A 22,791-nucleotide genomic window follows, 5' to 3' on the forward strand; every position below is an offset into this window, starting at 1 on the left:
TCAGACCATTAGTGATCATCGTCACGCCACGTAACGACAGAATCACACGCGGACGCTGATGATCAGAACGCATCCCTCATTGAAGACGCAATAAGACGTAGGCCTGATGTCACCCCAAGGCATCTGATGTCAAATCAAATACCTCGTATTGATAATGATTTCTGGTGAGTTGAGGTGAATCTCGGCGCCTCCAGCGCCCGCCGACCGCAGCCGGGAAGCTCCTCGAGGAACGACGTTCACCCGGCCCGCGTTCCTGGCGTGGGAATTCAGAGGGTGACGGCAGACGACTCATGGGTCATCATCAGCTCGCCCTGCCATGCCCGCGCCCCCGTACGGAACGGTCCGCTTCGCCATGGCCGGCTACGTCGTTCCGGAGGAGCCCGCACGCGTCGACAGGTGTGCCGGGCACGGGGAAAGGGGCCTCTCACGATGCCAACCACTCAGTTCCGCATGCCCGGGCGCCGTGCCTTGGCACTCGCCCTGGTCACGGCCGTCGCAGCGACCGGTATCGGCTATGCCGGATACACGAGCTCCGACGGACGACAACAGACCGAGCCCCAGCGGGCCAAGGCGGTCACCGAGAGTGCCGCCGTCGTCCAGGCCGCCCGCACCGGTAAGCAGGTCGAGGTCACCGCGGACCGCACCGAGCGCTCCACCACCTGGGCCCGCCCCGACGGGCAGCTCGCCACGCGCTTCCACTCCTCGCCGGTCCGGGTCCGCAAGGACGGCCAGTGGCGCGCGATCAACCCGAATCTCCGACGCGGCAAGTCCGGCTGGGAGACCACGGCCACCAGTGCCCGGATGGTGTTCTCAGCAGGTTCGGGCACGAGAGAGTCTGAGCGAACCTCGCGCGCTGGGGGGCAGCAGCGCGTGTCACTGGTGAAGAACGCTTCCGTCGCTGCGGCGGCAGGAGCGAACGACCTCGTCACGCTCTACGTAGGCGATGAGGGTGAGTACGCGATCCAGCTCACCTGGCCGGGAACGGTTCCCGCGCCCGTCATCGACGGCTCCCGCGCCCTCTACCCGGAGATCTTTCCCGGCGCCGACCTGGTTCTCACGGCGGACAACGACGGTTTCGCCCAACTCCTCGTCCTGAAGAACCGGGCGGCCGCCGCCAATCTCCTGGCGCAGCGGCTCTCGTACGGCATCACCTCCGAGGACCTGACCTTCCGCCTCGACCCTCTGTCCGGCGTCCTCACCGCGGAGACCTTCTACGGAAACGAAGTGGCCAGCTCAGGCACCCCGCTGATGTGGGACTCCACCGGCCAGCCCGCGGTCACCGACGGAGAGGTCGGGGCCACTGCCCAGCCGACCGGCTCAGAGAGCCCTGAGCCCAGCGACTCGGCGTCCTGGGAACCGGAAGCGGTACCGGCCGAGGAGGCGACGAACGACGCCGAGTCGGATGAGCAGACCGACCGGGAGTCCGAGGCCGCGAGCCTGCCGACCCCCACCGACGGCCCTGAGATCACCCCCTCGGAGACCGCCACCCCCACCGCCCCCGCCGAACCCACCCCGAGCCCGTCGCAGACCGGATCGTCGGCAACCCTTTCACTCCCGCTCCTCGACGGGCCGGCACCGGACTCCCTCGGCAACACCGTGGAGTCCGACCTCTCGGGCGACAACTGGGTCGTCACCCCGGACCTGGACTTCCTCAACGCTCCGGAGACGACCTATCCGGTCTTCATCGACCCGTCCATCACCAAGGACATGGACAACTGGACCACCGCCTACAGCCGGCACCCCAACGCCACCTTCTACAACGGCAAGGGCTTCAACAAGGGCGGCACGCACGAGGCCCGAGTCGGCTTCGAGTCCGACACCTGGGGTACGTCGCGTTCCTTCTTCAACATGGACTTCGACAAGAATCTCAAGGGCGCGAAAATCAGCAGCGCCAAGCTGCGTCTGCTGGAAACGTACTCCTGGTCCTGCAGCGCACGCTCGATGAGCGTCCACGTCACGGGAGCCATCAGCAAGAAGACCAACTGGAAGAACGCCCCGAAACTCACCGACGGCAACAAACTGCAGACCCGGAGCTTCGCACACGGCTACAAATCCGGCTGTCGCGACGCCTACGAAACCTTCGACGTGAAGAAGGCCGCCCAGAACTACGCCGACCTCGGCCGCTCCAAGATCACCTTCGGCCTGCGTTCCCGGGACGAGAAATCCCAGTACTCCTGGAAGAAGTTCCAAGCCAACGGCGAGAACGGCCCAGCTCTCGAGCTCGTCTACAACCGTCGCCCCTCGCCCCCCACCAACCTCGACCTGTCGCCCGACGCCAAGTGCACCACTACCGAGCCGTACGTCCGGATGGGCGCGGGCAGCGTCACCTTCACCGCACGGGGTAAGGACAAGGACTCCAACCTCGACTACCTGGACTTCGATCTCTGGCCCACCGGCAAGTGGGGCACCACCGGCGACATACTCGGTTCCACGGGCAAGGTTTCCACCGGTGGCGACGGCGGCGACGCCCTGCGCTCCACACCCGCCTTCTCCACCAGCAAACTGACCAACGGCACGCTCTACTCCTGGAGAGTGCGCGGCGTCGACGACAAGGGCGCCACCTCCGGATACTCGCCGGCCAAAACTCCCTGCCGGTTCATTCTGGACACCGCCGCTCCCAAGCGCCCCCGAGTCACCTCCACCGACTTCCCCGACGCCGACGGCTCGAAGAACGGCTTTGGAAATGACGCCGAGGACGCCAACTGGTCGGAGGTGAAGTTCGGGACGGCGGGCTCTTTCACCGTCTACGCCGGGTCCACCGACACCGTCCGCTTCGAGTACTCCTTCAACGGTTCCAGCTACAACTTCTCCAAGAGCCGTACCGCCGGGACGCCGGTCACCACCCCGACGACCATCGCCGACGCGAAGCCCCCGGCAGCCGGCCCCAACGTCCTGTACATCCGCGCGGTCGACTCGGCGGGCAACCCCTCCGACCCGACCCGCTACTTCTTCTACCTCAGCCCGCGTGACGAAGCCGACAGCGCCGGCGACTTCACGGGCGACGACCTGGCCGACCTCATGGTCGTGACTGCCGCGGGCGATCTCGCTCTCTACCCGTCCCAGGCCACACCCGACCTCGCCCGCCCCAGCGGTGACCTCGACTTCTCCATGCCCGGCGCCTACCGCGCCAATCCAGCCAAGGACCCGGGCGCCGAGGACGGTCTTCCGCCCTTCGTCGCGGCACCCGCCGGCCACTTCAACGACTCCCTGATCACACACAACGGTGACATCTACGGAGGCGACGGCCTCCAGGACCTCGTCGTCAGGGTCGGCGGAAAGCTATGGGTCTACCCCGGTGACGGCTACGGTGCCGTGAACATCGACAAACGCCGGGAGATCATTCTTCCGGCGGGCGCCCCGTCACCCGCGTCCATGGACCAGATCGTGGCCGCGGGCGACGTCACCGGTGACGGGAAGACCGACTTCTTCGCCCGGGTCGGCACGCAACTGTGGGCGCTGATCGGATACCACGGCGCCACCATCAGCAGTGCGACCCGGCTGACGGCAACCCTCTGGGACCAGCGGGACATCGTCACCGTCGGGGACGTAACGGGCGACGGAGTCGCCGACCTGATCTACCGGACCGACCCGGACGCCACTCTCCAACTGCGCAAGGGCATCGCCAACGCCTCCGGCAGCGGCGTCGATCTGAACTCGCTGGCTTCCGGCGCCAACTCCGCCGGCGGCCAGGACATCACGTACGGCTCCAGCGGCTGGTCCCGCGCCTCCATCCCGCACATCATCGGCACCCCCGACGTCACGGGCGACTCCGTCCCCGACATCTGGACCGTTCGCGCAGACGGCTCGGTCCGCCTGTACACCGGAAAAACCGATGTCCTCACAGGCGCGGGAACGGAGATCATCACAGCCCGTTCCTACTGGAAGACTCGCATCGCCATCGGCTGACCTGCAACGCTCCCAAGCGCCCGGACCCGCCTCCACGGAAAGGCGAGTCCGGGCGTGTGAGCGTGCAAGGGATCCAAGCGGTGTCTTCGGATGATCTTGTGTAGTGGGTCATGGTCGGGTGATAGTCGCCATGAGCCGGCCCGCTTGGCGGCTGCGCCCGAGCGGTTCGGTCCGTGGGCCACAGCGCAGGTTCTGCCGGAGGGCTCGTGGACAGCCGCTCACCTTCAGCCAGGACCGGCAGTGGCGGCGGCAGATGGCCCGCTGTTTCGACGACCTGGCCGCCGAACTCGCCGAGACGCACGCCGTCCGCCCGCTGTGCACCGGCGAGGAGATGGCCCTGCATTTGGGCATCGACCGGGCCAAGTCGCTGACGCGGAACCGGCCGTGTCTGGTGGCGGAAACAGTGGAGGGTCCGAGCGAGGACCGCCGCGACTTCGACTGGGACTGGTGATCGGATGTCCTGTTCGAGGACCACGCGCGCGGGGTGATGCCGGCGTGTTCCAGGGCGTGTCGCAGCCGCAGTGCCGAAGGGTGATTGATGCGTCGGGGGTTCCGGTGGCGGTGAGTTCTGCAATGGCGTGGTCGAGGTCGGCGATGTGCGTGGTCGGCGCGGCGGTCTGGAGGCGACAGCCCACCGGTGGTGCGACCCCCCAGATGTCTGGGATGGGATACGCCGACCGGCCGCGGCACTCTTTACCCGGTCGAGGGTGGTGAACCGCCTTCGGCGCTTTCGGTGACGACAACGAGGGGGAAGAGATGTCCATGCGAAGAAGGACCATGGGGATGCTGGCCGTGGCCGCAGTCGCCGGTCTGACGGTGGCGGGGGCTCCGGCTGCCGGTGCGGCCCCGTCTGCGGCGGGTGACGCGGTCACGGCCTCCGTGTGGCGGAACGTCGCTCTGACCGGCACCTACACGATCCGCGACGACGAAGGCATTTTCGCCGCCGGTACGTACTGCAACGGCAACGTCGCCTCCGAGGGCTGGGTGAACGAGGTCCGCACGCCGTCGGTGTGGTGGGAGACCACGTGCGGGGGCGAAATCCGTGTGGAGAAGCATGTGTCCGCGGAGACGGACGCCGGCGGCGGAGTCATGATCTATGTGACCCTGCGGTTCTACGAGGGCACGAACGACACCAACACCGACCTCGACGCCGAGTACAACTTCAACCGGTACGTCCCCGCAGGACAGACCTCGACGGTCAGCGAGATCACGCTCCGCAACGGGGAGAACGGCGGCAAGGACTGGGCGAAGCTCAACCTCGTCCTGCACAACAACCGCTGACCCGTACCGAGGCGTCGATCGCGCGCCCCGGACATCGACGGTTCCCGGGCACGGTAAGCGGAGGCACAGCTACCTGCGCAAACCGGGCTCGGGACCCGTTGTGCACGCTTAGCCTCGGACCATGAGGCGCCATGGGGGAGCAAGACGGGTCGGCGAGACCGGGGACGCGGCGGCGCGGGCGGCGCAGTCCGCGCGGAGCGTCGAGGAGTTCTTCGAGGCGGTGAAACGGGTCGTACGGCCTGCGCTGCGCTTCGACGTCTGCGCCTGCTTGACCGTGGATCCGCAGACGTTGATGAACACCGGCGGTGACTACCGAGACGGCCTGCCGCCCGCCCTGATGCCACGCATGCTCGACATCGAGTACCGCGAGGGGGACGCCAACGACCTGTCCGATCTGGCGGCCAGGCCAACGCCGGTGGGCCTGCTCAGCCGGGAAACGAGCGGGAACCTCACCCTCAGTCCCCGGTACCGCGACATCATGCGGCCCCTCGGCTTCCGCGACGAGCTGCGTGTGCTGCTGCGGGACCGTCACGGAGCATGGGGCGCCCTGGTCATGGGACGCGCGGACGACGCGCCTCCGTTCGGCTCGGCAGAGCTGGCTGCGGCGGCGTCGCTGGTCCAGCCGTTGGGGAACGCACTGCGCCGGCTGCACCTGACGCGGCTGGCCGAAGCGAACGTCTCCGAGACGGCGCCGGGACTGGTGTTGCTGGACGCCGACCACCAGGTGGTGCATGCGACACCCACCGTGGCCATGTGGTTCGACGACCTGGCGCACGCCGACGGCGTGCCGTCCGGGGATCGCGGACTGCCTCCCGCCGTGTACGCGGTGGCAGCGGCGGTGCAGGCCGCGGGGGCCGCGGCCTCCCACACCTCGTGGATGCACAGCCGCCGGCACGGCCGGGTACGGTTGCACGCCTGGCGCCTGGAGGAACCCACGGCGGCCCCGGCCCGCACCGCTGTCGTCGTCGAACGAGCCGGTCCCGCTGAGCACATCGCACTGATCGTCGCGGCGTACGGTCTGACTCCTCGCGAGAGGGACGTCATGACGCTGGTGTTGCGGGGGCGGTCCACAGCCGACATCAGCCGCAGTGCAGGTGTGTCACCACACACGGTCCAGGACCACCTGAAGTCGGTGTTCGACAAGACGGGCGTCCGCAGCCGACGAGATCTGGTCGCCACGCTCTTCGCTCGTCATTATTTGCCGGACATGAGTCCGCCGGCGTTTGCACCGCAGCGCCGCCCCCGGGACTGAAAAGGCAAGCCCTCGCATTCGTCGGCTGCGACCCGTTCGTCGTCCTCGCCGGCGCCGACCTCGGGTTTGTCCCGTGTCCCGGATCCGGGTGTTACGCCGCCCCGAACACCGGTGCCCTGCGCGCCCGTTCCGACGTCTACGGCGGCTCCTGGGAAGGCTTCACCTTCGAATGGATCGAGGAGGAGAGCACCTTCGCCATGAAGTCCCAGGCCAACGGCCTCTACGTGGCCGTCGAGAAGAACTACACCGGCGCCTCGCAGAACCTGCTGCTCTCGTCGCTGCCGTCGGCCGCGACGTCGACACCGCTAAGGGACGTCGTGGAGCACACTCAACCGTGGGCGATCTGGTCTGCTGCGCAGTGCTTGGTCAGATGACGTTGCACTCTTCCAGCGGAGACGTCCTCGCTTGTGGTGCGCCCTCGGCCCCCTTCCGCAGCACAATGGAGTAGCAGTGGTAGGCCCGGGAGTGTGACACGCCGAACATGTTCGTGTCCTCATACTCTCCGAAGAAGCGGACGGTGGTGGTCAGCGAGTCCTCCGACCGCGCGTAAGAGAGAAGCCTGCCGTCGTGCCTCTCGGCGATCCCCCGAACGACTTCTTGGCCGGGAAAGCCGTTTGGGGCTACCACCATGTCGCGCGCGTAAGAATGGGCCAAGTCTGCTGTCCGCTCCAAGGCTTCTGCCTTGTTTCGCTCGTTCGCGCGTTCCTGGCGACAGTGCATGACCATGAGAACCGAAACCGCGATCAGGACCGCGACGATGGGCACCATGATGGCGGCGAGGCACCCAGGGGACGGCACCGTGACACGGCTCTGCTGCGCCACGGTGCCGTTGTTGGACATGTGCCTGTTCACCGGCCCTGTCGAGTGGCAGCTGACAGAGGGCTGGCCGTCATGAACGCCTGTGCGTAGGCGCTCGTTCCGGTCGGGTTCGGGTGGTAGCTCTCGCGGCTCAGGCAGGTGTCCCCGGTGAACCACCAGCAGAGCTGCGTGTTCTTGTCGCCGTGGTGGAAGTCGCCGTCACCATTCGGCCCTGCCACGACCCCGTTGATGCCTTCAGGTGAATCACAGATCCGCTTACCCTCGAACGCCGCCTGCGGGGATCGGTAACGGACATTGGAGGCACTCATCGAGAGCGCGAGCTCGCGCTGCTTGCTCTCGAAGTACTCGGCCATGTCGTTCAGGATGACACGCTGGGAGGCACTGACCAAGGTCGAGCAGGCCTGAGTGCGGCTGAAGAGCAAGGGGTAGCCCATCAGCGAAATCGTCGCGTTCGGCGCGAGTGCATGGATTTGTTCCAGCACAGTGCGGGTCTCGGCTACGACGTTGTCGATGTCTGCCTTCATCGAGGCCTCGGAGGGGCACCCCTCCATGACGCACGTCTGGATCTTGTTGTCGAAACGCGCGTCGTTACCGCCGATGGTCAACATGACCAAGGTGGTGTCCTCGCTGAGCGCCCCCGAGTCGATCTGGGTCTTCTCGTGGAAATCGCCTCGGCGGCGGCCTGCGCGGCCAAGGCTGGCTCTGTTCGCGAGAACGGGAGTCGTTTGTCGATGAGCTCACCCTGTCGACCGGTGCCGGGCCTGGCGGCTCTGCCACTCACAGGAACTCGCTCCGGTAGGCCGAGGCCAACTCGGCCGCGCGGCGGCGGCGCTCCGCGAGTTCGTCCTGCGACAGCTGGGGCGGCGGCGCGTCCTTGCCGGCGACGACATCGCCGATGCGCGTGAAGTACTCGTCCTGGCCTGCCGGGGTGCACATGCACAGCATGCGGGCCGGCGCACCAGAGGCGTTGCGGAAGTTGTGCGGGGCGTTGGCCGGGATGTTGACCGTGGACCCGGCCCGTACGGTGTGCTTCTCGCCGCGGAAGGTGAACTCGATCTCGCCCTCGAGGATCGTGAACATCTCCTCGAAGTCGTGCCGGTGCGGGGGCGGGCCGCCGCCGTCGGGCACACGCATGTCGATCAGGCAGTACCGGCCGTCGGTCTGCTCGCCGGTGACCAGCATGGCGTACGTGTTGCCCACCAAAGAGATGTACGTCGTGCCGGGATCGTCGGGGTCCGCCACGGTCAGCGAGCGGGACAGGTCGTCGTCGGGGATCATCGAAATCGTCTCCTTCAGAGGTCAGTCGGGTGAGGATCAGGTGCCGGGCAGCTCTCATGGAGTCCGGCAGTCTCCCGGCCGTCAATGCACATGCGGCGCGAAGCGGGATTCCGGCCCGGCCGCGCGGTGCTTCAGTGTGTTCGTGCCGGTGTCCGAGAGACTCCGTCGCGGCGGGCAACGGGGTGCGGGCCACCTGTGTGGAGCGCCTGCATACCCCTCCTGTGGCATGGGGTGAGCGCGCTCGGTGGCGGCTCAGATGGATGTGAGGACGCGGATGCGGTCGGTGATGGCGCGGCGGGCGACGTCGGAGGTGAAGGCGATGGAGTCGAACTCGTGTGGGGCACCGGGGTGCAGGTGGAATTCGACCGGCACGCCGACGCGGCTGAGTTTGGTGGCGTAGGCGGCGTCTTCGTCGCGGAAGACGTCGAGCTGGCCGACCTCGATGTAGGCCGGCGGCAGGCCGGTGGCGTCCTCGAGTCGGGCCGGGGCCGCCGTGGCCGGAACCTTGGGCCCGCCGGCGGCCTCGCCGAGCAGGGCGGGCCAGGCGGTGAGGCTGTCGTCGTAGGACCACAGCAGGTAAGGCGCGATGTGGGAATCGGGGGTGGTGGTGCGGTCGTCGAGCATCGGCATGATGAGGATCTGACGGGCGATCTTCGGGCCGCCGCGCTCGCGGGCGAGGATCGTCAGTCCCGCGGCCATACCGCCGCCGGCGCTGTCCCCCATCACACCGATCCGGTCGCGGTCGACGCCGAGTTCGGCGGCGTGTGCATGCAGCCAGCGCAGTGCGCTGTAGGCGTCCTCGAGCGGGGCCGGGAAGGGGTGCTCGGGGGCGCGCCGGTACTCGACCGACAGCATCGGCACGCCGCTGGCGGAGACGTAGCGGGAGACCGGGCCGTCGAACAGGTCGATGTGGCCGAAGATGTATCCGCCACCGTGGAAGAACAGCACGGCCGGGCCCGGCGCCGCGCCGTCCTTGGTGTACCAGCGCATGGTGATCCGCACGCCGTCGTCGGCGGTCGTGTGGTGCTCGCTGGTCTTGACGTCGTCCGGGATCGGCTGGGCCGTTCCCGCGGCGCCGATGATCGGCTCCCACATGGCGCGCCGCGCCGCGATGTCGCCTACGGCCGGTGGTGTGGCGTCCGCCATCGCGCCGGCCATCGGGGCCAGCGCCTGAGCGATTTCGGGATCCAGACTGAGTGCCATGGTCTTTCCCGTTCGGTGGAGGATCGGCGTCAGTCGGCGGACGGGACCACGATGACCTTGCCGTGCACCGCGCCTTCGGAGGCCCGGGCGTGGAGCGCGGGGAGTTCGGCCAGCGGTACCCGCTCGGCGACGTCGACGCGCAGTTCGCCGCGGTCGATCAGCGCCACCAGTTGGGCCAGTTGGTCGGCGTCGCTGCGGACGAACAGGTCGATGCCGCGCACGTCGCGCTCCTCGTCGCTGGGGGCGGGCATCCACACCGTGGTGTTCACGACGACCCCGCCGGGACGGACCAGGGTGACCAGCGAGGCCAGTTCGTCCGGAGCGACCGGCGCGAGGTTGAGTGCGAGGTCGACCGGTTCGGTCACCGCCGCGGTCACGTCGGTGGCGGTGTGGTCGATGACCTCGTCGGCGCCGGCCGATGTGACCGCCTCGCTGCTGCGCGGGCCGGCTGTGGCGATGACGTGGGCGCCGGCGTTCTTGGCCAGCTGCACGGCGTAGCCGCCGACCGCACCGCCGGCTCCGTTGATCAATACGCGCTGCCCGGCCGTCAGCTTGCCGTGGTCGAAGAGCGCCTGGTACGCGGTCAGGCCCACCAGCGGCAGCGCGGCGGCGTCGGCCAGGGGGACGCTCTTGGGGGCCGGGATCAGGACGTCGGCCGGCGCGAGAACATACTGCGCGGCGGCGCCGTTGCCGTCCATCGGCAGGAAGCCGACGACGTCCTCGCCGACCGCGATGCCGTCGACGCCCTCGCCCAGCGCGTCGACCGTTCCGGCGACGTCGATGCCGGGCGTGTGGGGCAGCGTCACCGGGATGGGGCCCTGCATGAAGCCCCCGCGGATGTTGCCGTCGACGGGGTTGAACGACGTCGCGGCGACGCGCACCCGGACCTCGCCGGCCCCGGGAACGGGCTGCTCCACGTCCTCATAGCGCAGGACGCTCGGGTCGCCGTACTCGTGGAAACGCACTGCCTTCATTCCGGTTCTCACCTTCACTGCGATCGATGTTGCTTCGAATTCGAAGCAACTGTTGACGACGGTACATCTACTTCGAATTCGAAGCAAGTGCTGGGTTACTGCTGGTTCGAGCGCATCGCCGCGGCGAGTTCGACGGCGGCTCGGTCGATGCAGGCGCGCAGCCGCGCCGCTGAGCGCCGTGGCCTGCCAGTCGACGGGGCCTGCGACGACGACCGTGGGCACGGGCTCGGCGTGCACGGCAGTCAGGCGCCTGCGCATCACCTGTGTGATGTCGGGTGGCTGCCGGTCGGATCCGCTGTTGCGCCAGCGGCACCGGCATGCCGGAGAGGACTTTGTCCCCGAGGATGGCGAGGAACGAGTCGAACACCTTGCTCGGGGATGCGGCGCGCACCGGGGTCGCCACCACCAGCCCGTCGGCCGCCACGACCGCCGCGATCGCCTCACGCAGGTCGAGGCTGACGCGGCCCTGGATGGAGTGCTGGGCGAGGTCGGCTGCCAGCCGATGCAGCTCCAGCACCTCCACCTCGGCGCGCGCACCCCCGGCCGTCAGTGACCGGCACACCGCCTCCGTGATCCAGTCCGCGGGCCGGTGAGCCGGACGCGGACAGCCGACACCGGCGCTCACCACGGCCAAGGACACCGGAGTCCACGCGGCGGTGCTCATCCCGGCATCGTGTTCATGGCTTCTGCGCTGCGGCCGGGCTCTCGTGCCGTCACCGGGGAGGGCCGAGGACGATGACGTTGCCCGAGGCAGGGGATGTTCATGGCGGGTCCTCGGGATGCGTGGGCGGCGGCGCCGTCCTTCTGCTCGTAACCCGGTGCCGCGGCACTGCCCGCTCTCCATGTTCTGCGGTGCTCAGTCGGCTCAACGCTGCCCACACCGTGCGCTCACGAGGTCGCGCCTTCGGGCCTGGGAAGCCCTCGCGCCCCGTCCGATCCACCTGCCGGGGGTGGCACCGGAACTCGCGGAGGAGTTCAGTTCCAGTTCCTCCTCTTGTGGCTGGAACCGCGCCCCGCCGCATTCTTCGAATTCGAAGCAGTAGACTTCGGGCATGTCTGATTCACCGCCGTCGCTCGATCCCGTGCAGCTCGGCGCCTACTTCGACCTCATCGAGGTGACCAGCCTGCTCCGGCACGCCGTCGAGCAGCAGCTGCGCGAGACCGGTGACCTCAGCTATGTGCAGTTCCAGCTGCTGGCCCGCCTCGGGGACTCGCCGACGGGCAGCCACCGCATGACCGACCTGGCCGACGGCGTCGTCTACAGCCGCAGCGGCCTGACCTACCAGGTGGATCTGCTCCAGAAGGAGGGCCTGGTCGTCCGCGCTCCCTCGCCGGACGACGAGCGGAGCATCACCGTCACCCTCACCGATGCCGGGCGTGCGCTGCTTGCGAAGGTGCTGCCGGGTCACGTCGAGGTGGTCAGCCGCCTCCTGTTCGAGCCGCTTTCGCGCGACGACGTCAAAGCTCTCGCCGGCCTGCTGGCTCCGGTGCGCGACCACATGCGCTCCATGCCGTCCCGCTCGGCCGCACCTCGCCGCCGTAAAGCCGGAGCATGAGGACTCGGCCCAGGCCACGCAGTAGGGACACGGCATGTCCCGCTCGGCGCAGGGCCAAGGGGAAGCGACGAGCGACGCCGAGAACAGGGACTGAGGCGTAGCACCTGGACGACGCTGAGTCGGTGGGCTCCGCCATCGTGCGCGCCCACCAGCACGCCGCCGGAGCCCGGGGCCCGGCCGGCGAACCGGTACGACCATGCCATCGGCCGCACCCGCGGCGGACTGACCACCAAATCCACCTCGCGGCCGACGACCGCTGCCGGCCGCTGGCCTTCGACCTCACCGCCGGACAGGCCGGCGACGCGCCTGCCTTCACCAAGGTGATGGCCCGCCTGCGCGTCCCCCGCCGCCGTGGGAGGCCCGGGACCACGCCGGACGTGGTCCTGGCCGACAAGGCGTACTCCTCCCGCGCGATCCGCAGCCACCTGCGTAAACGCGGCATCCGCGGGGTGATCCCGGAACGGGCCGACCAGCAGGCCGACCGGATGCGGCGCGGACAGGCCGGTGGCAGACCGCCGCCCTTCGACCGGGAGGCCTACAAACAGCGCAACACCGTCGAGCGGTGCATCAACCGCCTCAAGCAGCGGCGCGGCCTCGCCACTCGTTATGACAAGACCGCGCCCATTTACCTGGCGGACTCCACATCGCGGCCCGGGGACCATCCCCGCGGGTGCGCTGAACTGGCTGATTGAGCTCTCTGATCACCCGCGGCCGGTGTTCCTTCATAGCTCCTGGCAGGCGGACCGGATCTCTTGCAGGAGGGTTTGGTAGTCCTCGCCGTAGGCGGTCACGGCCGCGTACACCGCGTCCAGGGCCGCCTGGAGCGGGTTGGCTTCGGCGGCGCCGAGCAGCGCGGGCAGGGCCATGTGGGGCTGGGACATCCGCAGGGACGGGTCCAGCTCGCCGAACGTGACCCTCATCGTGCGCGGCGTCGCTTCCCCGGGCTGCGGTGTCGGTGGTGCGGCACGGTCCGGCGGCTTCACCAGGGCGGCCGCGGGACCTGTGATCCGCGGGACCGTGGCGGGCTTGGGCATCGGCGTGTGTGTGTCGCTGTGGGCGGGTGGCTGGAAGGGGGGCCGTTTGGGCGGGACGGCTTGGGCGACGGTTCTGTCGGGGACCCGTGGATCTGCTTCCAGGGCCTGCCACGCCTGGGCAGGGTCGTCGAGGGGCGACGGCAGTGGGCGGCCCTCGGCCAGGGCGGTGAGCCCTGCGGCGATCCAGTCGAGGTCGGTGAGCCCGGCCGCCTCACAGGCGCGACGTGCGGCCAGCAGCGCTGTTGTCCGCTGGGTCCCGGGTGTGGCGGCGTCGATGGCGTGGACGAGGGCCGGGTCGAAGACGAGCAGGCCGCGCACGTTGCCGCTGACTTCGCGCAGGGCGCGGCTCGGCGATCGTCCGCCCCACTGCCAGCGTTCGTGTGCGAGCCGGCGCTCTTCCTCGGCTTGTTCCTGCGCGAGGCGGGCCTGACGTTCGGCTTCGGCGCGTTCGGCCGGTGTGGGTGGAGCGGGCTGCCGGCGGGCGTAGTCGTGCCAGTACGCGGCAGTCGCCGAGGTCTGTTTCAGGACGCCGTCCGGTGCGGGTGGAGCGGGCCAGAACTGCAGCAGGTAGCAGTCCAGTTGCGGCTCGTCGTCCAGCCGGGTGTCCTGGCGGTGTGCCTCGTCCATGCCCTGGGCGCAGTAGCGCACCCGGTAGTCCGTCTCTTCCAGGGCGAGGTCCCAGGAGGCCTCCCCCGCCCATTGCACGAGAGCGCTGCCGGCCGAGACGGGGCGGAAGGAGGCCTCTACGACGTCCTCCCACGCCGGATCCAGCGGCGGAGCCTGGTCGTGCACCTCGACGGTGAAGCCGACGCTGCCCGTGTGGAGCCCGGTCGACAACCACAGCGCGCCCGGCGTCGCGGCCCCGCACAGCCCGGCGCTCTGCCCGGCGAAAGACTCCTGGAGGTCCGGACCGAAGCTGTCCGGATCACTCTCGACGTAGATCTGTCCGTAGTGCACGTGGACTTCGCCCTCAACTGGCCTGCGCACCCTCATCCCCTCGTCGCCGGGAACGCCTGATACTCGGCAACCTAGGGCACGGCACTGACATGGCACCGTGCCGATCCTGGCGCCACTCAGCACCCAGCTCAAGGCCGTGGCACCCACGACCAGCCCGGCACGACGACACAGAGGCGCGCCGATGGGGCGGACATGACATCCACCGGTCACAGAACTTGAGCAGAACCCGAACTCGTGAACGAAGCCAGCCTGCGGGGCACGGCTGTTCGATGAGCCTGCCGGTACACGGCCCGCATGAGCCCCGGACAGGACTTCGTCCGCGACTAAGAGGTCACGCGGATAGGTGGGAGCAAGAGGAGGCAGCATCTGACCCGACGGCGCCGGCTCGGCCGGGCGTGACGGGGGATGAGGGCTGGGTGTGGTGCGGGGATGGTTGTTAGGTCCGCGGCGGCGTGACGTCAAAGGATCACTTGCCGTCGGCTCCGATAGCATCGGCGACATGTCTGGTGCTTCGTGCGCGGCTTGTGCCGCGGTGACCAGGACGCTCCGCTAGCGGCGGGGCGTTCGTCTCACTTCTGTTGAACGTTCTGCTGCTTCGTGGTTGAACCGGAGCGGCACGTTTGTGCTGCTCGGAACTTCTTCTGGGCAACGGAGCACTCGGTGTTTTCAGGCATTCTCTCTTCGCGCGGGGACGGATCGTCCCCGGTTCGCGCGTGGCTGGTGCTGTGCTGCATGGCCATGCTGCAGTTCTTCATTGCGGTGGACGTGACCGTGGTCAACGTCGCCCTGCCCTCGATCGGCGCCGACTTCGGGGTCGACGGGCACGCCCTGGTCTGGGTCGTGGTCGGGTACACGATCACCGGCGGCGGGCTGCTGATGCTCGGCGGCCGGCTGGGCGACGTGCTGGGCAGGCGCCGTATCCTCCTGCTCGGCACAACTCTCTTCGGTGCCGCATCCTTGCTGGCCGGGCTCGCGCCGTCCTTCGCCGTGCTGGTGACAGCCCGGCTGTTGCAGGGTGCCGGGGAAGCGATCGCGCTTCCGGCGGCGATGGCGGTGATCGTGCTCATGTTCCCCGAGGGGCCGCGCAGGTCGCGGGCGCTGAGCGTGTGGGCGGCCGTCGCGAGCTGTGGCCTCGTCCTCGGGTTCGTGGTCTCCGGGATCATCACCGAGCTGCTCGGCTGGCGGTGGATCTTCCTGGTGTCTGTGCCGTTCATCCTGGTCGTGCTCGCGGCTGCGGCCCTTCTCGTGCCGGGCGAACGGCCCGCCGGGCCCGCACCGCTGGACCTTCCCGGTTCGTTCCTGGTGGTCACGGCTCCACTGCTGTTCACCCTCGGTGTCGTCGAGGCGGGACAAGCGGACGGCACGCTGCCCTGGTTGCCGCCGGTGGCGCTGGCCGGCGCGGTGGCAGCCGGAGCCCTGTTCGTCGGGGTCGAGCGCCGTTCACGGAACCCGCTCGTGCCGCTGCGGTTCCTCCGCAACCGGCCGCGCGTCCTGGCCAACCTCGCCACCGCTCTGCTGAGCGCGGCGCTGTCCACCTCGTTCCTGCTGTTCACCTACTACCTGCAGGACCGGTCGGGCGCCAGCCCGCTCCAGGCCGGTCTGACGATGCTGCCCCTGGCGGTGTCCCTGATCGCGGCCTCGGTGCTGGTTCCCCGGCTGCTCGGACGGTGGGGAGCCCGGGCCTGCGTCCTGGCCGGCCTCGGCTTCACCGCGCTGGCGATGACCGCCATCGCCCTGGTCTCCTCCCTCGAGGCCACCGGCCCGGTGATGGTTCCGGCCATGGTGCTCATCGCGGCCGGGATGGGGTTCGGGATCGTCGGGCTGCAGTACGTCGCGGTGACCGGCGTGACCGAGGACGACGCCGGCATCGCCTCCGGCGTCCAGCGAGCCGCCGACCAACTGGGCGGTTCCACCGGGATCACGCTCTACGTCGGCATCGGGTTCGCTCCCACCCTGGACGGCACCGACCCGTTCCTCGCCAGCAGCTTCCTGACCATCCCCGGGCTCGCTGCGGCCGGGTGCATCGCCTGGCGGATCTCCCTGCCCGCCGCGGTGTCAGAGGAAACGCTCGGGTGATCTTAGCCAGGGCTGCGTCCGTCCGGCGGCCCGGCCGGGCGCAGCCCTGGAAACAACAGGTTCACGATCAGCACCGGTCAAGCAGAAGGTCACGTGCCCGTCCTGCCTTCATCCCTCACCGGCCCTCTGTGGGAGCAGTTCCACGCGCTGCTCCCGCGCCGCCAGGTCGTTGACCCGCTGGGCTGTCATCGGCCCCCGCGTCCCGGGCAGGGTCGTGTTCGACAAGCTCCTCGGATGTGACCGAGGTACGCGCCGCAGGCAAAATGATCTTGAAGCCCTGATGGCTCGCCCCCCCCCCGCATTTCAGAGGGCCACGCGCGCTGTTCTGCCAGCGGCAGAACAGTGGCCGGGCCGGGCTCGACGATCCCTACAGTCCAGTCTCATGACGGCGATTACGACGCGTACGGTCGAGTACCGGCGGACGGTTTGACGATGGTCGGGCACCTCGCGCTCCCGGCCGGTAGCGACCGCCGGCCCGCGGTGTTGCTCGGACCAGAGGGCATGGGGCTCAGCGACGTCGAGCGTCGCCGGGCCGATGCTCTCGCCGAGCTGGGATATGTAGCGCTGGCCTTCGACCTGCACGGCGGGCGCTATTTGGGCGACCCCGAGGAGATGCTGGGTCGTTGCATGCCGCTGCTCGCTGATCCCGACCGGATGCGGGGCATCGGTCATGCGGCGCTCGACGTGTTGCGCACCGAATCGCGGACCGACCCCGACCGGGTCGCCGCCGTCGGCTACGGCACCGGAGGCGCCATCGCGCTGGAACTCGGGCGCGACGGCGTCAACCTGCGCGCGATCGGCACCGTCAACGCGACTACCACGGGGCGACCGGGCGAGGCAGCGCACATTCGCTGCCCGGTGTGGGCCGGGGTCGGATCGGAAGACCCGATCATGCCGCCCGCACAACGAAACGCGTTCACCGCCGAAATGCAGGCCGCGGGCGTCGACTGGCGCCTCGCGGTCTACGGCGGCGCCCTGCACGCCTTCCACCACCCGCCGGTCGACCACCCCACGGTCCCCGGCGTCGGCTACCACCCACAGCACGCGCAGCGAGCCTGGCGCGACGTCGTCGACCTGCTCGCCGAGTGCCTGCCCGTGACGGACAATCCGGAAGCATGACTCAGGCAAATATCCTGGCACCAGGCCTGGTCCGCGTCGTGCACTGACAGTCCCCCGCCCCGCGCCCGAGGCTCCGCTCGCGCGACGACGCGTGACGCGGAGGCACAACGCCTGACACCAGGCGTCACCGCGACTGCCCGTACCCGATCACCGGGTGGGGGTCATCACCGTTTCGGGCACCGGAGAAACAGGTGAGGAGAGAGGCGCGCGTTTTACGGAACCTTTGCCCGGGGTCGGGCGTTGGGCCAGTGAGCGCGCGGGAGCGGGTTCGCGAGATGACTTCCGACGATGACCGAGGTGACTTGATGGCAGTCTGGGACAAGCTCAAGGACCAGGCCAAGGCTCTGCAGCAGAATCAGGGCGGGCGTGGCGCCACCGGTGGGCGCAGCGGGGGGACGAGGTCCGGCGGTGGCAGCAAGGCCCAGCTGATCGGTGTGCTGAAGACGCAGCTCGGCTCGCTGAAGACCGAGTTGAAGAGCGGTGCCTACCGGGACGCGAGCATGGCGGTGTGCGCGCTGGTCGCGGCGGCCGACGGGCAGGTGGATCCGGCCGAGCGGCAGCAGGTCGAGTCGATGATCCTCAGCAACGACGTGCTCCAGAACTTCCCGCCGGAACAGCTGCGGCAGCGTTTCAACAAGCATGTCGACCAGCTCACGATGAACTTCCAGCACGGCAAGAACCAGGCCATGCAGGAGATCGCCAAGGCCGCCAAGAAGCCCACCGAGGCCCGGGCCGTGATCCAGACCGGCATGGTCATCGCCGGTGCCGACGGCCACTTCTCCCAGGCAGAGGCGACGGTCCTGCGCGAGGCCTGCGCGACGCTGGGGCTGTCCCCGGCCGAATTCCAGCTCTGAGTCCCGGCTCTGATTCGCTCCCTGGTTCCGCTCTGATCAGCGATCCGGCTTGGCCCTGTGTGAGGTCGTGATCAATCTCGGGTTTTGATCCCTTGCGGGGCAGGACTCGACACGCCGTCCGGCGCCGTGGTCGAGGGTCGCACTCGGCGTGGTCGACCTCGTGGTCGGGGCGAGCACGCGGGCTCAGCGGCGGCGGAGTTCCCCAGCCCAGTTCTGAAGCGGTCCTTCGAGGACCAGGTTGTCTCCGCGGGCCACGGTCTGGAGCAGCTGGGCGCACACGGCCGCTTCGGCGGCGAGGCCGGCCGGACTGCCCAGCACGGGGAAGGCGGTACGGGCGCGGCCGGCATTGTCCGGCTGGAGCAGCACGTAGGCGTAGAGAGTGGCAGCGTCAAACCGCTCCTGGGCCATGCCCCATCCTTCCCAGTCCAGCAGGCGCTTGGCGGTGACCACCGGCACGCGCCTGGCACGGAGTTGGGCTGTCGCCGGTCATGTGCCGCTGAGTACGGCGGCTGCGTTTGGAGTACTCAGACAGGGAGTTTCAAGGCGTTGCCCTCCAACTGGGGACGCACTCCCTAGGCTGGTTCTGTGACAGACGCGGACCGCCGAATCAGCGCAGAAATCAGCCCCTTTCCGCCTTTCCTGAAGATCACCACCACCGATGTTGGTGCGATCTTCAGGCGGCGTCGGCGCAGTATCACGCAGACCGGGCCATTTCTGATCATATCTGTGGATTCCGGCCTTGCGATGGACACGGCCTTCCGGACCGAGGACGGTTCGCATCCGCATCTCTGGACAGCACACGGCCAGGCTCATCAGTTGTGGCGGCTCATTCCCTCGGGGCATGAAGGCGAAGCACGCATCGTCTCACTCAGCAACAACTTGTTCCTCGACGGCCGCGGCAGCCACGAGGGGGACCACCCGCAGATGTGTGCTGAGACCAATGGGCCACGACAGCGGTGGCGCCTCAAGCCGGCCCCCGGCCATCGCGCGCACTATCTTGAGAACGCCGCAACCGGTCTGGTGCTCGACAGGCCGCATGACGCAGAGCGCGGCACCTGGCCGGTGCTGTGGAGCGAACACAGCGGCGTGAATCAACACTGGCTGCTCGTTATGCCCTTCGCTGCCCCGTCAGGTAGTACTGCCTGACGGTCGGCCTGCGGAGAGGCAGACAGTAGCGAACTGCTCGATGAGGCCGAAGCGGCGGGTCCTTGCCGGTGACCACGATGGGGAGCTTGCCGTCGTCCATGTGAAAGCCGCCGTCGTACACGGTGCCCTTCCAGTGCCGCTCGGTGAGATCGGCCAACTGCGCGATGGCGGTGTTGGGGGTTGCGCCGGCCGATTCGGTTGAAGACGAGCAGCAGCGCACGACCAGCTCGAGGAGGGTTGCGCGGACGGTGGCGCCGTGCCACCGCCGGCTCCACCAACGGAATGGGCTTCTACGCCGCGAGTTCGCTGCTCGGCCTCACGTGGGGCGTCTACGGGACGTGGGTCTTCCTCACCCAGGCGGGCACAGATCAGATCAACGCGGCAGCAAACGTGCAGGACCAGCCCGGCACCGTGCCGACCGCCTGACCGGCCCCTCACAGTGAGGCGGGTGCGGGACTGTGACGGTGAGTGCTCACCTGTGATCATTGAGCGTGCATGAGAGCGGACATGGACTTCGTCGCCCCAGGGACGCGCTCCCCACCGCAACGGACCGCGCCGGGAAATCGACGTCGGCATCCGACCATGAGCCTTACGAAGCCCGCCCGTAGGTCACCGAAGGCGTCAACACGAAAGGCTCATCGAGGACCACCGCGAGGCGATGGCGGCGACCGAGGCCTCCGGCCCCGTCACGCAGGACATCCTCATCGGGCAACTGCGCGGCCTGGAACTGTTCCTGTGGTTCGTCCGCGCCCACCTGGAGAGCAGCGGCTGGGGACTGAGCACGGCTGATGCCACGACGGAACAGGCGGCCGCCGAACAGGCCCGCCGGCAGCCCTGAGCGAAGGCGCCGGCTGCGCCGACCGTGCTCTCGCCGCGCGTCGGCCGGAGGGGTGATCCCGCGCGGCGGACGTCTCGGGCGTACGCCGCCGCACATCACGCTCGACTTAATGCAAGTCAAAAGAAAAGCCTGCGCGGAACCTTGACCGTGTCAGGCACGGCGGGCATGGTCGGGAGAGCGCTCTCCCCCACTCACCCCGTGTCGAGGAGTCTCCCCATGCCCGCTGTCGGCATACGCCCAGCTTCGCCGCCGTCGCACAGACCCGGCCGCCACGGCCTCGTCGGCTTCCTGGTCACCGCCCTGGCCGCCGCCCTGCTCGCCGTCGTCCCGGCCACGCAGGCCCAGGCCGCACCCGTCCTGCTCTCCCAGGGCAAGCCGGTCACCGCCTCCAGCCAGGAGCACTACGGCACCCCGGCCACGGCAGCGGTCGACGGCGACGAGGGCACCCGCTGGTCGAGCGCCGCGTCCGATCCGCAGTGGATCCGCGTCGACCTCGGCGCCCCCGCCTCCCTCAGCCGGGTCGAACTGCGCTGGGAGGCCGCCTACGCGAAGTCCTACCGCATCGAGACGTCCCCGAACGGCACGGACTGGACGACGGCCCACTCCACCACCACCGGCGCCGGCGGCACGGAGACCGTGAACCTCTCCGGCACCGCCCGCTACGTCCGCATGCTCGGCACCGTCCGCGCCACGCCCTACGGCTACTCCCTCTGGGAGTTCAAGGTGTACGGCACCACCGGCGACGACCCCGGCCCGGTCACGCCGGGCGGCGACCTCGGCCCGAACGTGCACGTCTTCGACCCCTCGACCCCGGGCATCCAGGCGAAGCTGGACCAGGTGTTCAGGGAGCAGGAGTCGGCCCAGTTCGGTTCCGGCCGGCACGCTTTCCTCTTCAAGCCGGGCACGTACGACAACCTCAACGCCCAGATCGGCTTCTACACCCAGATCGCCGGCCTCGGCCTCAGCCCCGACGACACCACGATCAACGGTGACATCACGGTCGACGCGGGCTGGTTCAACGGCAACGCCACGCAGAACTTCTGGCGCGGTGCGGAGAACCTCGCCGTGAAGCCGGTCAACGGCACCAACCGCTGGGCCGTCTCCCAGGCCGCCTCGTTCCGCCGGATGCACGTCAAGGGCGGCCTCAACCTCGCACCCAACGGCTACGGCTGGGCCAGCGGCGGCTACATCGCCGACAGCAGGATCGACGGCCAGGTCGGCAACTACTCGCAGCAGCAGTGGTACACCCGCGACAGCTCCATCGGCGGCTGGTCCAACAGCGTCTGGAACCAGGTCTTCTCCGGCGTGGAGGGGGCTCCCGCCACCAGCTTCCCCGAGCCCCGCTACACCACGCTCGGCACGACACCGATCTCCCGCGAGAAGCCCTTCCTCTACCTGGACGGCGGCGAGTACAAGGTCTTCGCGCCCGCCAAGCGGACCGACGCGCGCGGCACGACCTGGGCGAGCGGCACCCCGCGGGGCGAGTCGGTCCCGCTGAGCAAGTTCTACGTCGTCAAGCCCGGCGCCACGGCGGCCACCATCAACGCCGCGCTCGCCCAGGGCCTGCACCTGCTGTTCACGCCGGGCGTCTACCACGTCGACCGGACCATCACCGTCGAGCGGGCGAACACCATCGTGCTGGGCCTCGGCCTCGCCACGATCATCCCGGACAACGGCGTGACCGCCATGAGGGTCGCCGACGTCGACGGAGTGCGGCTCGCGGGCTTCCTCATCGACGCCGGACCGGTCAACTCCCCGACCCTGCTGGAGATCGGCCCGCAGGGCGCGTCCGCCGACCACGCGGCCAACCCCACCACCGTGCAGGACGTGTACATCCGCATCGGCGGCGCCGGCGCGGGCAGGGCGACCACCAGCATGGTCGTCAACAGCCACGACACCATCATCGACCACACCTGGGTGTGGCGGGCCGACCACGGCGAAGGCGTCGGCTGGGAGACCAACCGGGCCGACTACGGCGTCCGCGTCAACGGTGACGACGTGCTGGCGACCGGCCTGTTCGTCGAGCACTTCAACAAGTACGACGTCGAGTGGTACGGCGAACGCGGCCGGACGATTTTCTACCAGAACGAGAAGGCGTACGACGCTCCGAACCAGGCGGCCATCCAGAACGGCACCACGAAGGGGTACGCCGCCTACCGGGTCGACGACTCGGTCGACACCCACGAGGCATGGGGCCTGGGCAGCTACTGCAACTACAACGTCGACCCGAACATCCGCCAGGACCACGGCTTCAAGGTCCCCGTCAAACCGGGCGTGAAGTTCCACAGCCTCCTGGTGGTCTCCCTCGGCGGCATGGGCCACTACAACCACGTCATCAACGACACCGGTGCCTCCACGGTCCCGGCCGGCACCTCGACCGTCCCGTCCACCGTCGTGTCCTTCCCCTGACGTCCCACCCCTGATAGGGCCGCCCGCCGGCCACGCGTCCCCTCCGGCCGGACGACATCCCCGCGCCCCGGCCCGGAGGGGCCCTCACC

At 68.9% G+C, this 22,791-nt stretch carries 20 protein-coding genes and 2 pseudogenes; 14 read left to right on the forward strand and 8 right to left on the reverse strand.

From position 1 onward, the window contains the following. Positions 1-429 precede the first annotated feature (429 nt). The 5 genes from ELQ39_RS00100 to ELQ39_RS00120 all read left to right on the forward strand — a co-directional run bounded on the left by ELQ39_RS00100 (position 430) and on the right by ELQ39_RS00120 (position 6,813). Entirely contained in the window at positions 430-3,906 is a 3,477-nt protein-coding gene (locus tag ELQ39_RS00100; protein WP_242590393.1) for a DNRLRE domain-containing protein, read from the forward strand. Positions 3,907-4,036: 130 nt separating this feature from the next. Continuing rightward, positions 4,037-4,357 carry a hypothetical protein gene (locus ELQ39_RS00105; RefSeq protein ID WP_242590395.1) on the forward strand — a complete coding sequence of 107 codons (321 nt, stop codon included), beginning with the start codon at positions 4,037-4,039 and terminating at the stop codon, positions 4,355-4,357. 311 nt (positions 4,358-4,668) lie between these two features. Continuing rightward, a complete protein-coding gene (locus ELQ39_RS00110) occupies positions 4,669-5,187 on the forward strand; it encodes a hypothetical protein (RefSeq protein ID WP_242590397.1) in 519 nt (172 codons plus the stop codon). A gap of 121 nt (positions 5,188-5,308) precedes the next feature. After that, positions 5,309-6,439 carry a helix-turn-helix transcriptional regulator gene (locus tag ELQ39_RS00115; protein WP_242590399.1) on the forward strand — a complete coding sequence of 377 codons (1,131 nt, stop codon included), beginning with the start codon at positions 5,309-5,311 and terminating at the stop codon, positions 6,437-6,439. Between the two features lie 197 nt (positions 6,440-6,636). Next, complete coding sequence (locus ELQ39_RS00120; protein ID WP_189365341.1) at positions 6,637-6,813, forward strand: hypothetical protein; 177 nt, start codon at positions 6,637-6,639, stop codon at positions 6,811-6,813. On the opposite strand, the gene ELQ39_RS00125 is transcribed toward ELQ39_RS00120, so the two are convergent. The 6 genes from ELQ39_RS00125 to ELQ39_RS00150 form a co-directional block, all read right to left on the reverse strand. After that, the gene (locus ELQ39_RS00125; protein WP_242590401.1) at positions 6,806-7,279 is read right to left on the reverse strand and encodes a hypothetical protein; all 474 of its coding nucleotides are present in this window, start codon (positions 7,277-7,279) and stop codon (positions 6,806-6,808) included. The genes ELQ39_RS00120 and ELQ39_RS00125 overlap by 8 nt on opposite strands. Before the next feature lie 8 nt (positions 7,280-7,287). Continuing rightward, complete coding sequence (locus ELQ39_RS00130; RefSeq protein ID WP_242590402.1) at positions 7,288-7,866, reverse strand: hypothetical protein; 579 nt, start codon at positions 7,864-7,866, stop codon at positions 7,288-7,290. Positions 7,867-8,035: 169 nt separating this feature from the next. Next, complete coding sequence (locus ELQ39_RS00135) at positions 8,036-8,536, reverse strand: cupin domain-containing protein (RefSeq protein ID WP_086684813.1); 501 nt, start codon at positions 8,534-8,536, stop codon at positions 8,036-8,038. Positions 8,537-8,788: 252 nt separating this feature from the next. After that, positions 8,789-9,739, reverse strand: coding sequence for an alpha/beta hydrolase (locus tag ELQ39_RS00140; RefSeq protein WP_242590404.1), 951 nt, complete (start codon positions 9,737-9,739; stop codon positions 8,789-8,791). 29 nt (positions 9,740-9,768) lie between these two features. Further along, positions 9,769-10,713: an NADP-dependent oxidoreductase gene (locus tag ELQ39_RS00145; RefSeq protein WP_242590406.1), complete on the reverse strand. Its 945-nt coding sequence runs from the start codon at positions 10,711-10,713 to the stop codon at positions 9,769-9,771. 67 nt (positions 10,714-10,780) lie between these two features. Further along, entirely contained in the window at positions 10,781-11,377 is a 597-nt protein-coding gene (locus tag ELQ39_RS00150; RefSeq protein ID WP_242590408.1) for an NAD(P)H-dependent oxidoreductase, read from the reverse strand. 388 nt (positions 11,378-11,765) lie between these two features. Between ELQ39_RS00150 and ELQ39_RS00155 the strand changes: the two genes are divergently transcribed. Both ELQ39_RS00155 and ELQ39_RS00160 read left to right on the forward strand, forming a co-directional pair. Beyond that, positions 11,766-12,269 (forward strand): MarR family winged helix-turn-helix transcriptional regulator, encoded by a 504-nt coding sequence (locus ELQ39_RS00155; RefSeq protein ID WP_189365346.1) that lies wholly within the window; start codon positions 11,766-11,768, stop codon positions 12,267-12,269. Between the two features lie 122 nt (positions 12,270-12,391). Next, positions 12,392-12,961, forward strand: a complete 570-nt coding sequence (locus tag ELQ39_RS00160; protein WP_337662980.1) for an IS5 family transposase — start codon at positions 12,392-12,394, stop codon at positions 12,959-12,961. 30 nt (positions 12,962-12,991) lie between these two features. Here the strand turns inward: ELQ39_RS00160 and ELQ39_RS00165 are convergent, their stop codons facing one another. Further along, positions 12,992-14,296 (reverse strand): hypothetical protein, encoded by a 1,305-nt coding sequence (locus tag ELQ39_RS00165; protein ID WP_242590410.1) that lies wholly within the window; start codon positions 14,294-14,296, stop codon positions 12,992-12,994. Between the two features lie 696 nt (positions 14,297-14,992). On the opposite strand from ELQ39_RS00165, the gene ELQ39_RS00170 reads away from it, so the two are divergent. The 3 genes and pseudogenes from ELQ39_RS00170 to ELQ39_RS00185 all read left to right on the forward strand — a co-directional run bounded on the left by ELQ39_RS00170 (position 14,993) and on the right by ELQ39_RS00185 (position 18,309). Beyond that, positions 14,993-16,336, forward strand: coding sequence for an MFS transporter (locus ELQ39_RS00170; RefSeq protein ID WP_242590412.1), 1,344 nt, complete (start codon positions 14,993-14,995; stop codon positions 16,334-16,336). A 382-nt stretch (positions 16,337-16,718) separates the two neighbouring features. Then, positions 16,719-17,455 (forward strand): annotated as a pseudogene (locus tag ELQ39_RS00180) (dienelactone hydrolase family protein). 305 nt (positions 17,456-17,760) lie between these two features. Beyond that, entirely contained in the window at positions 17,761-18,309 is a 549-nt protein-coding gene (locus tag ELQ39_RS00185; RefSeq protein WP_242590416.1) for a tellurite resistance TerB family protein, read from the forward strand. Between the two features lie 183 nt (positions 18,310-18,492). On the opposite strand, the gene ELQ39_RS00190 is transcribed toward ELQ39_RS00185, so the two are convergent. Next, positions 18,493-18,717, reverse strand: a complete 225-nt coding sequence (locus tag ELQ39_RS00190; protein WP_242590418.1) for a hypothetical protein — start codon at positions 18,715-18,717, stop codon at positions 18,493-18,495. A gap of 177 nt (positions 18,718-18,894) precedes the next feature. Here ELQ39_RS00190 and ELQ39_RS00195 point away from each other — a divergent pair, with 177 nt between their 5' ends. From ELQ39_RS00195 to ELQ39_RS00210, 4 genes and pseudogenes are all read left to right on the forward strand, one after another. After that, positions 18,895-19,455 carry an RICIN domain-containing protein gene (locus ELQ39_RS00195; protein ID WP_189409016.1) on the forward strand — a complete coding sequence of 187 codons (561 nt, stop codon included), beginning with the start codon at positions 18,895-18,897 and terminating at the stop codon, positions 19,453-19,455. A 237-nt stretch (positions 19,456-19,692) separates the two neighbouring features. Beyond that, positions 19,693-19,881, forward strand: coding sequence for a hypothetical protein (locus tag ELQ39_RS00200; protein WP_242590420.1), 189 nt, complete (start codon positions 19,693-19,695; stop codon positions 19,879-19,881). A 208-nt stretch (positions 19,882-20,089) separates the two neighbouring features. Beyond that, a pseudogene (locus ELQ39_RS00205) lies at positions 20,090-20,293 on the forward strand (DNA starvation/stationary phase protection protein); the annotation flags it as partial. A 216-nt stretch (positions 20,294-20,509) separates the two neighbouring features. After that, positions 20,510-22,702 carry a discoidin domain-containing protein gene (locus ELQ39_RS00210; protein WP_242590422.1) on the forward strand — a complete coding sequence of 731 codons (2,193 nt, stop codon included), beginning with the start codon at positions 20,510-20,512 and terminating at the stop codon, positions 22,700-22,702. Positions 22,703-22,791: the final 89 nt, after the last annotated feature.

It is taken from the genome of Streptomyces sp. GB4-14, from assembly GCF_022696125.1.
GTDB classification, from domain to species: domain Bacteria; phylum Actinomycetota; class Actinomycetes; order Streptomycetales; family Streptomycetaceae; genus Streptomyces; species Streptomyces werraensis.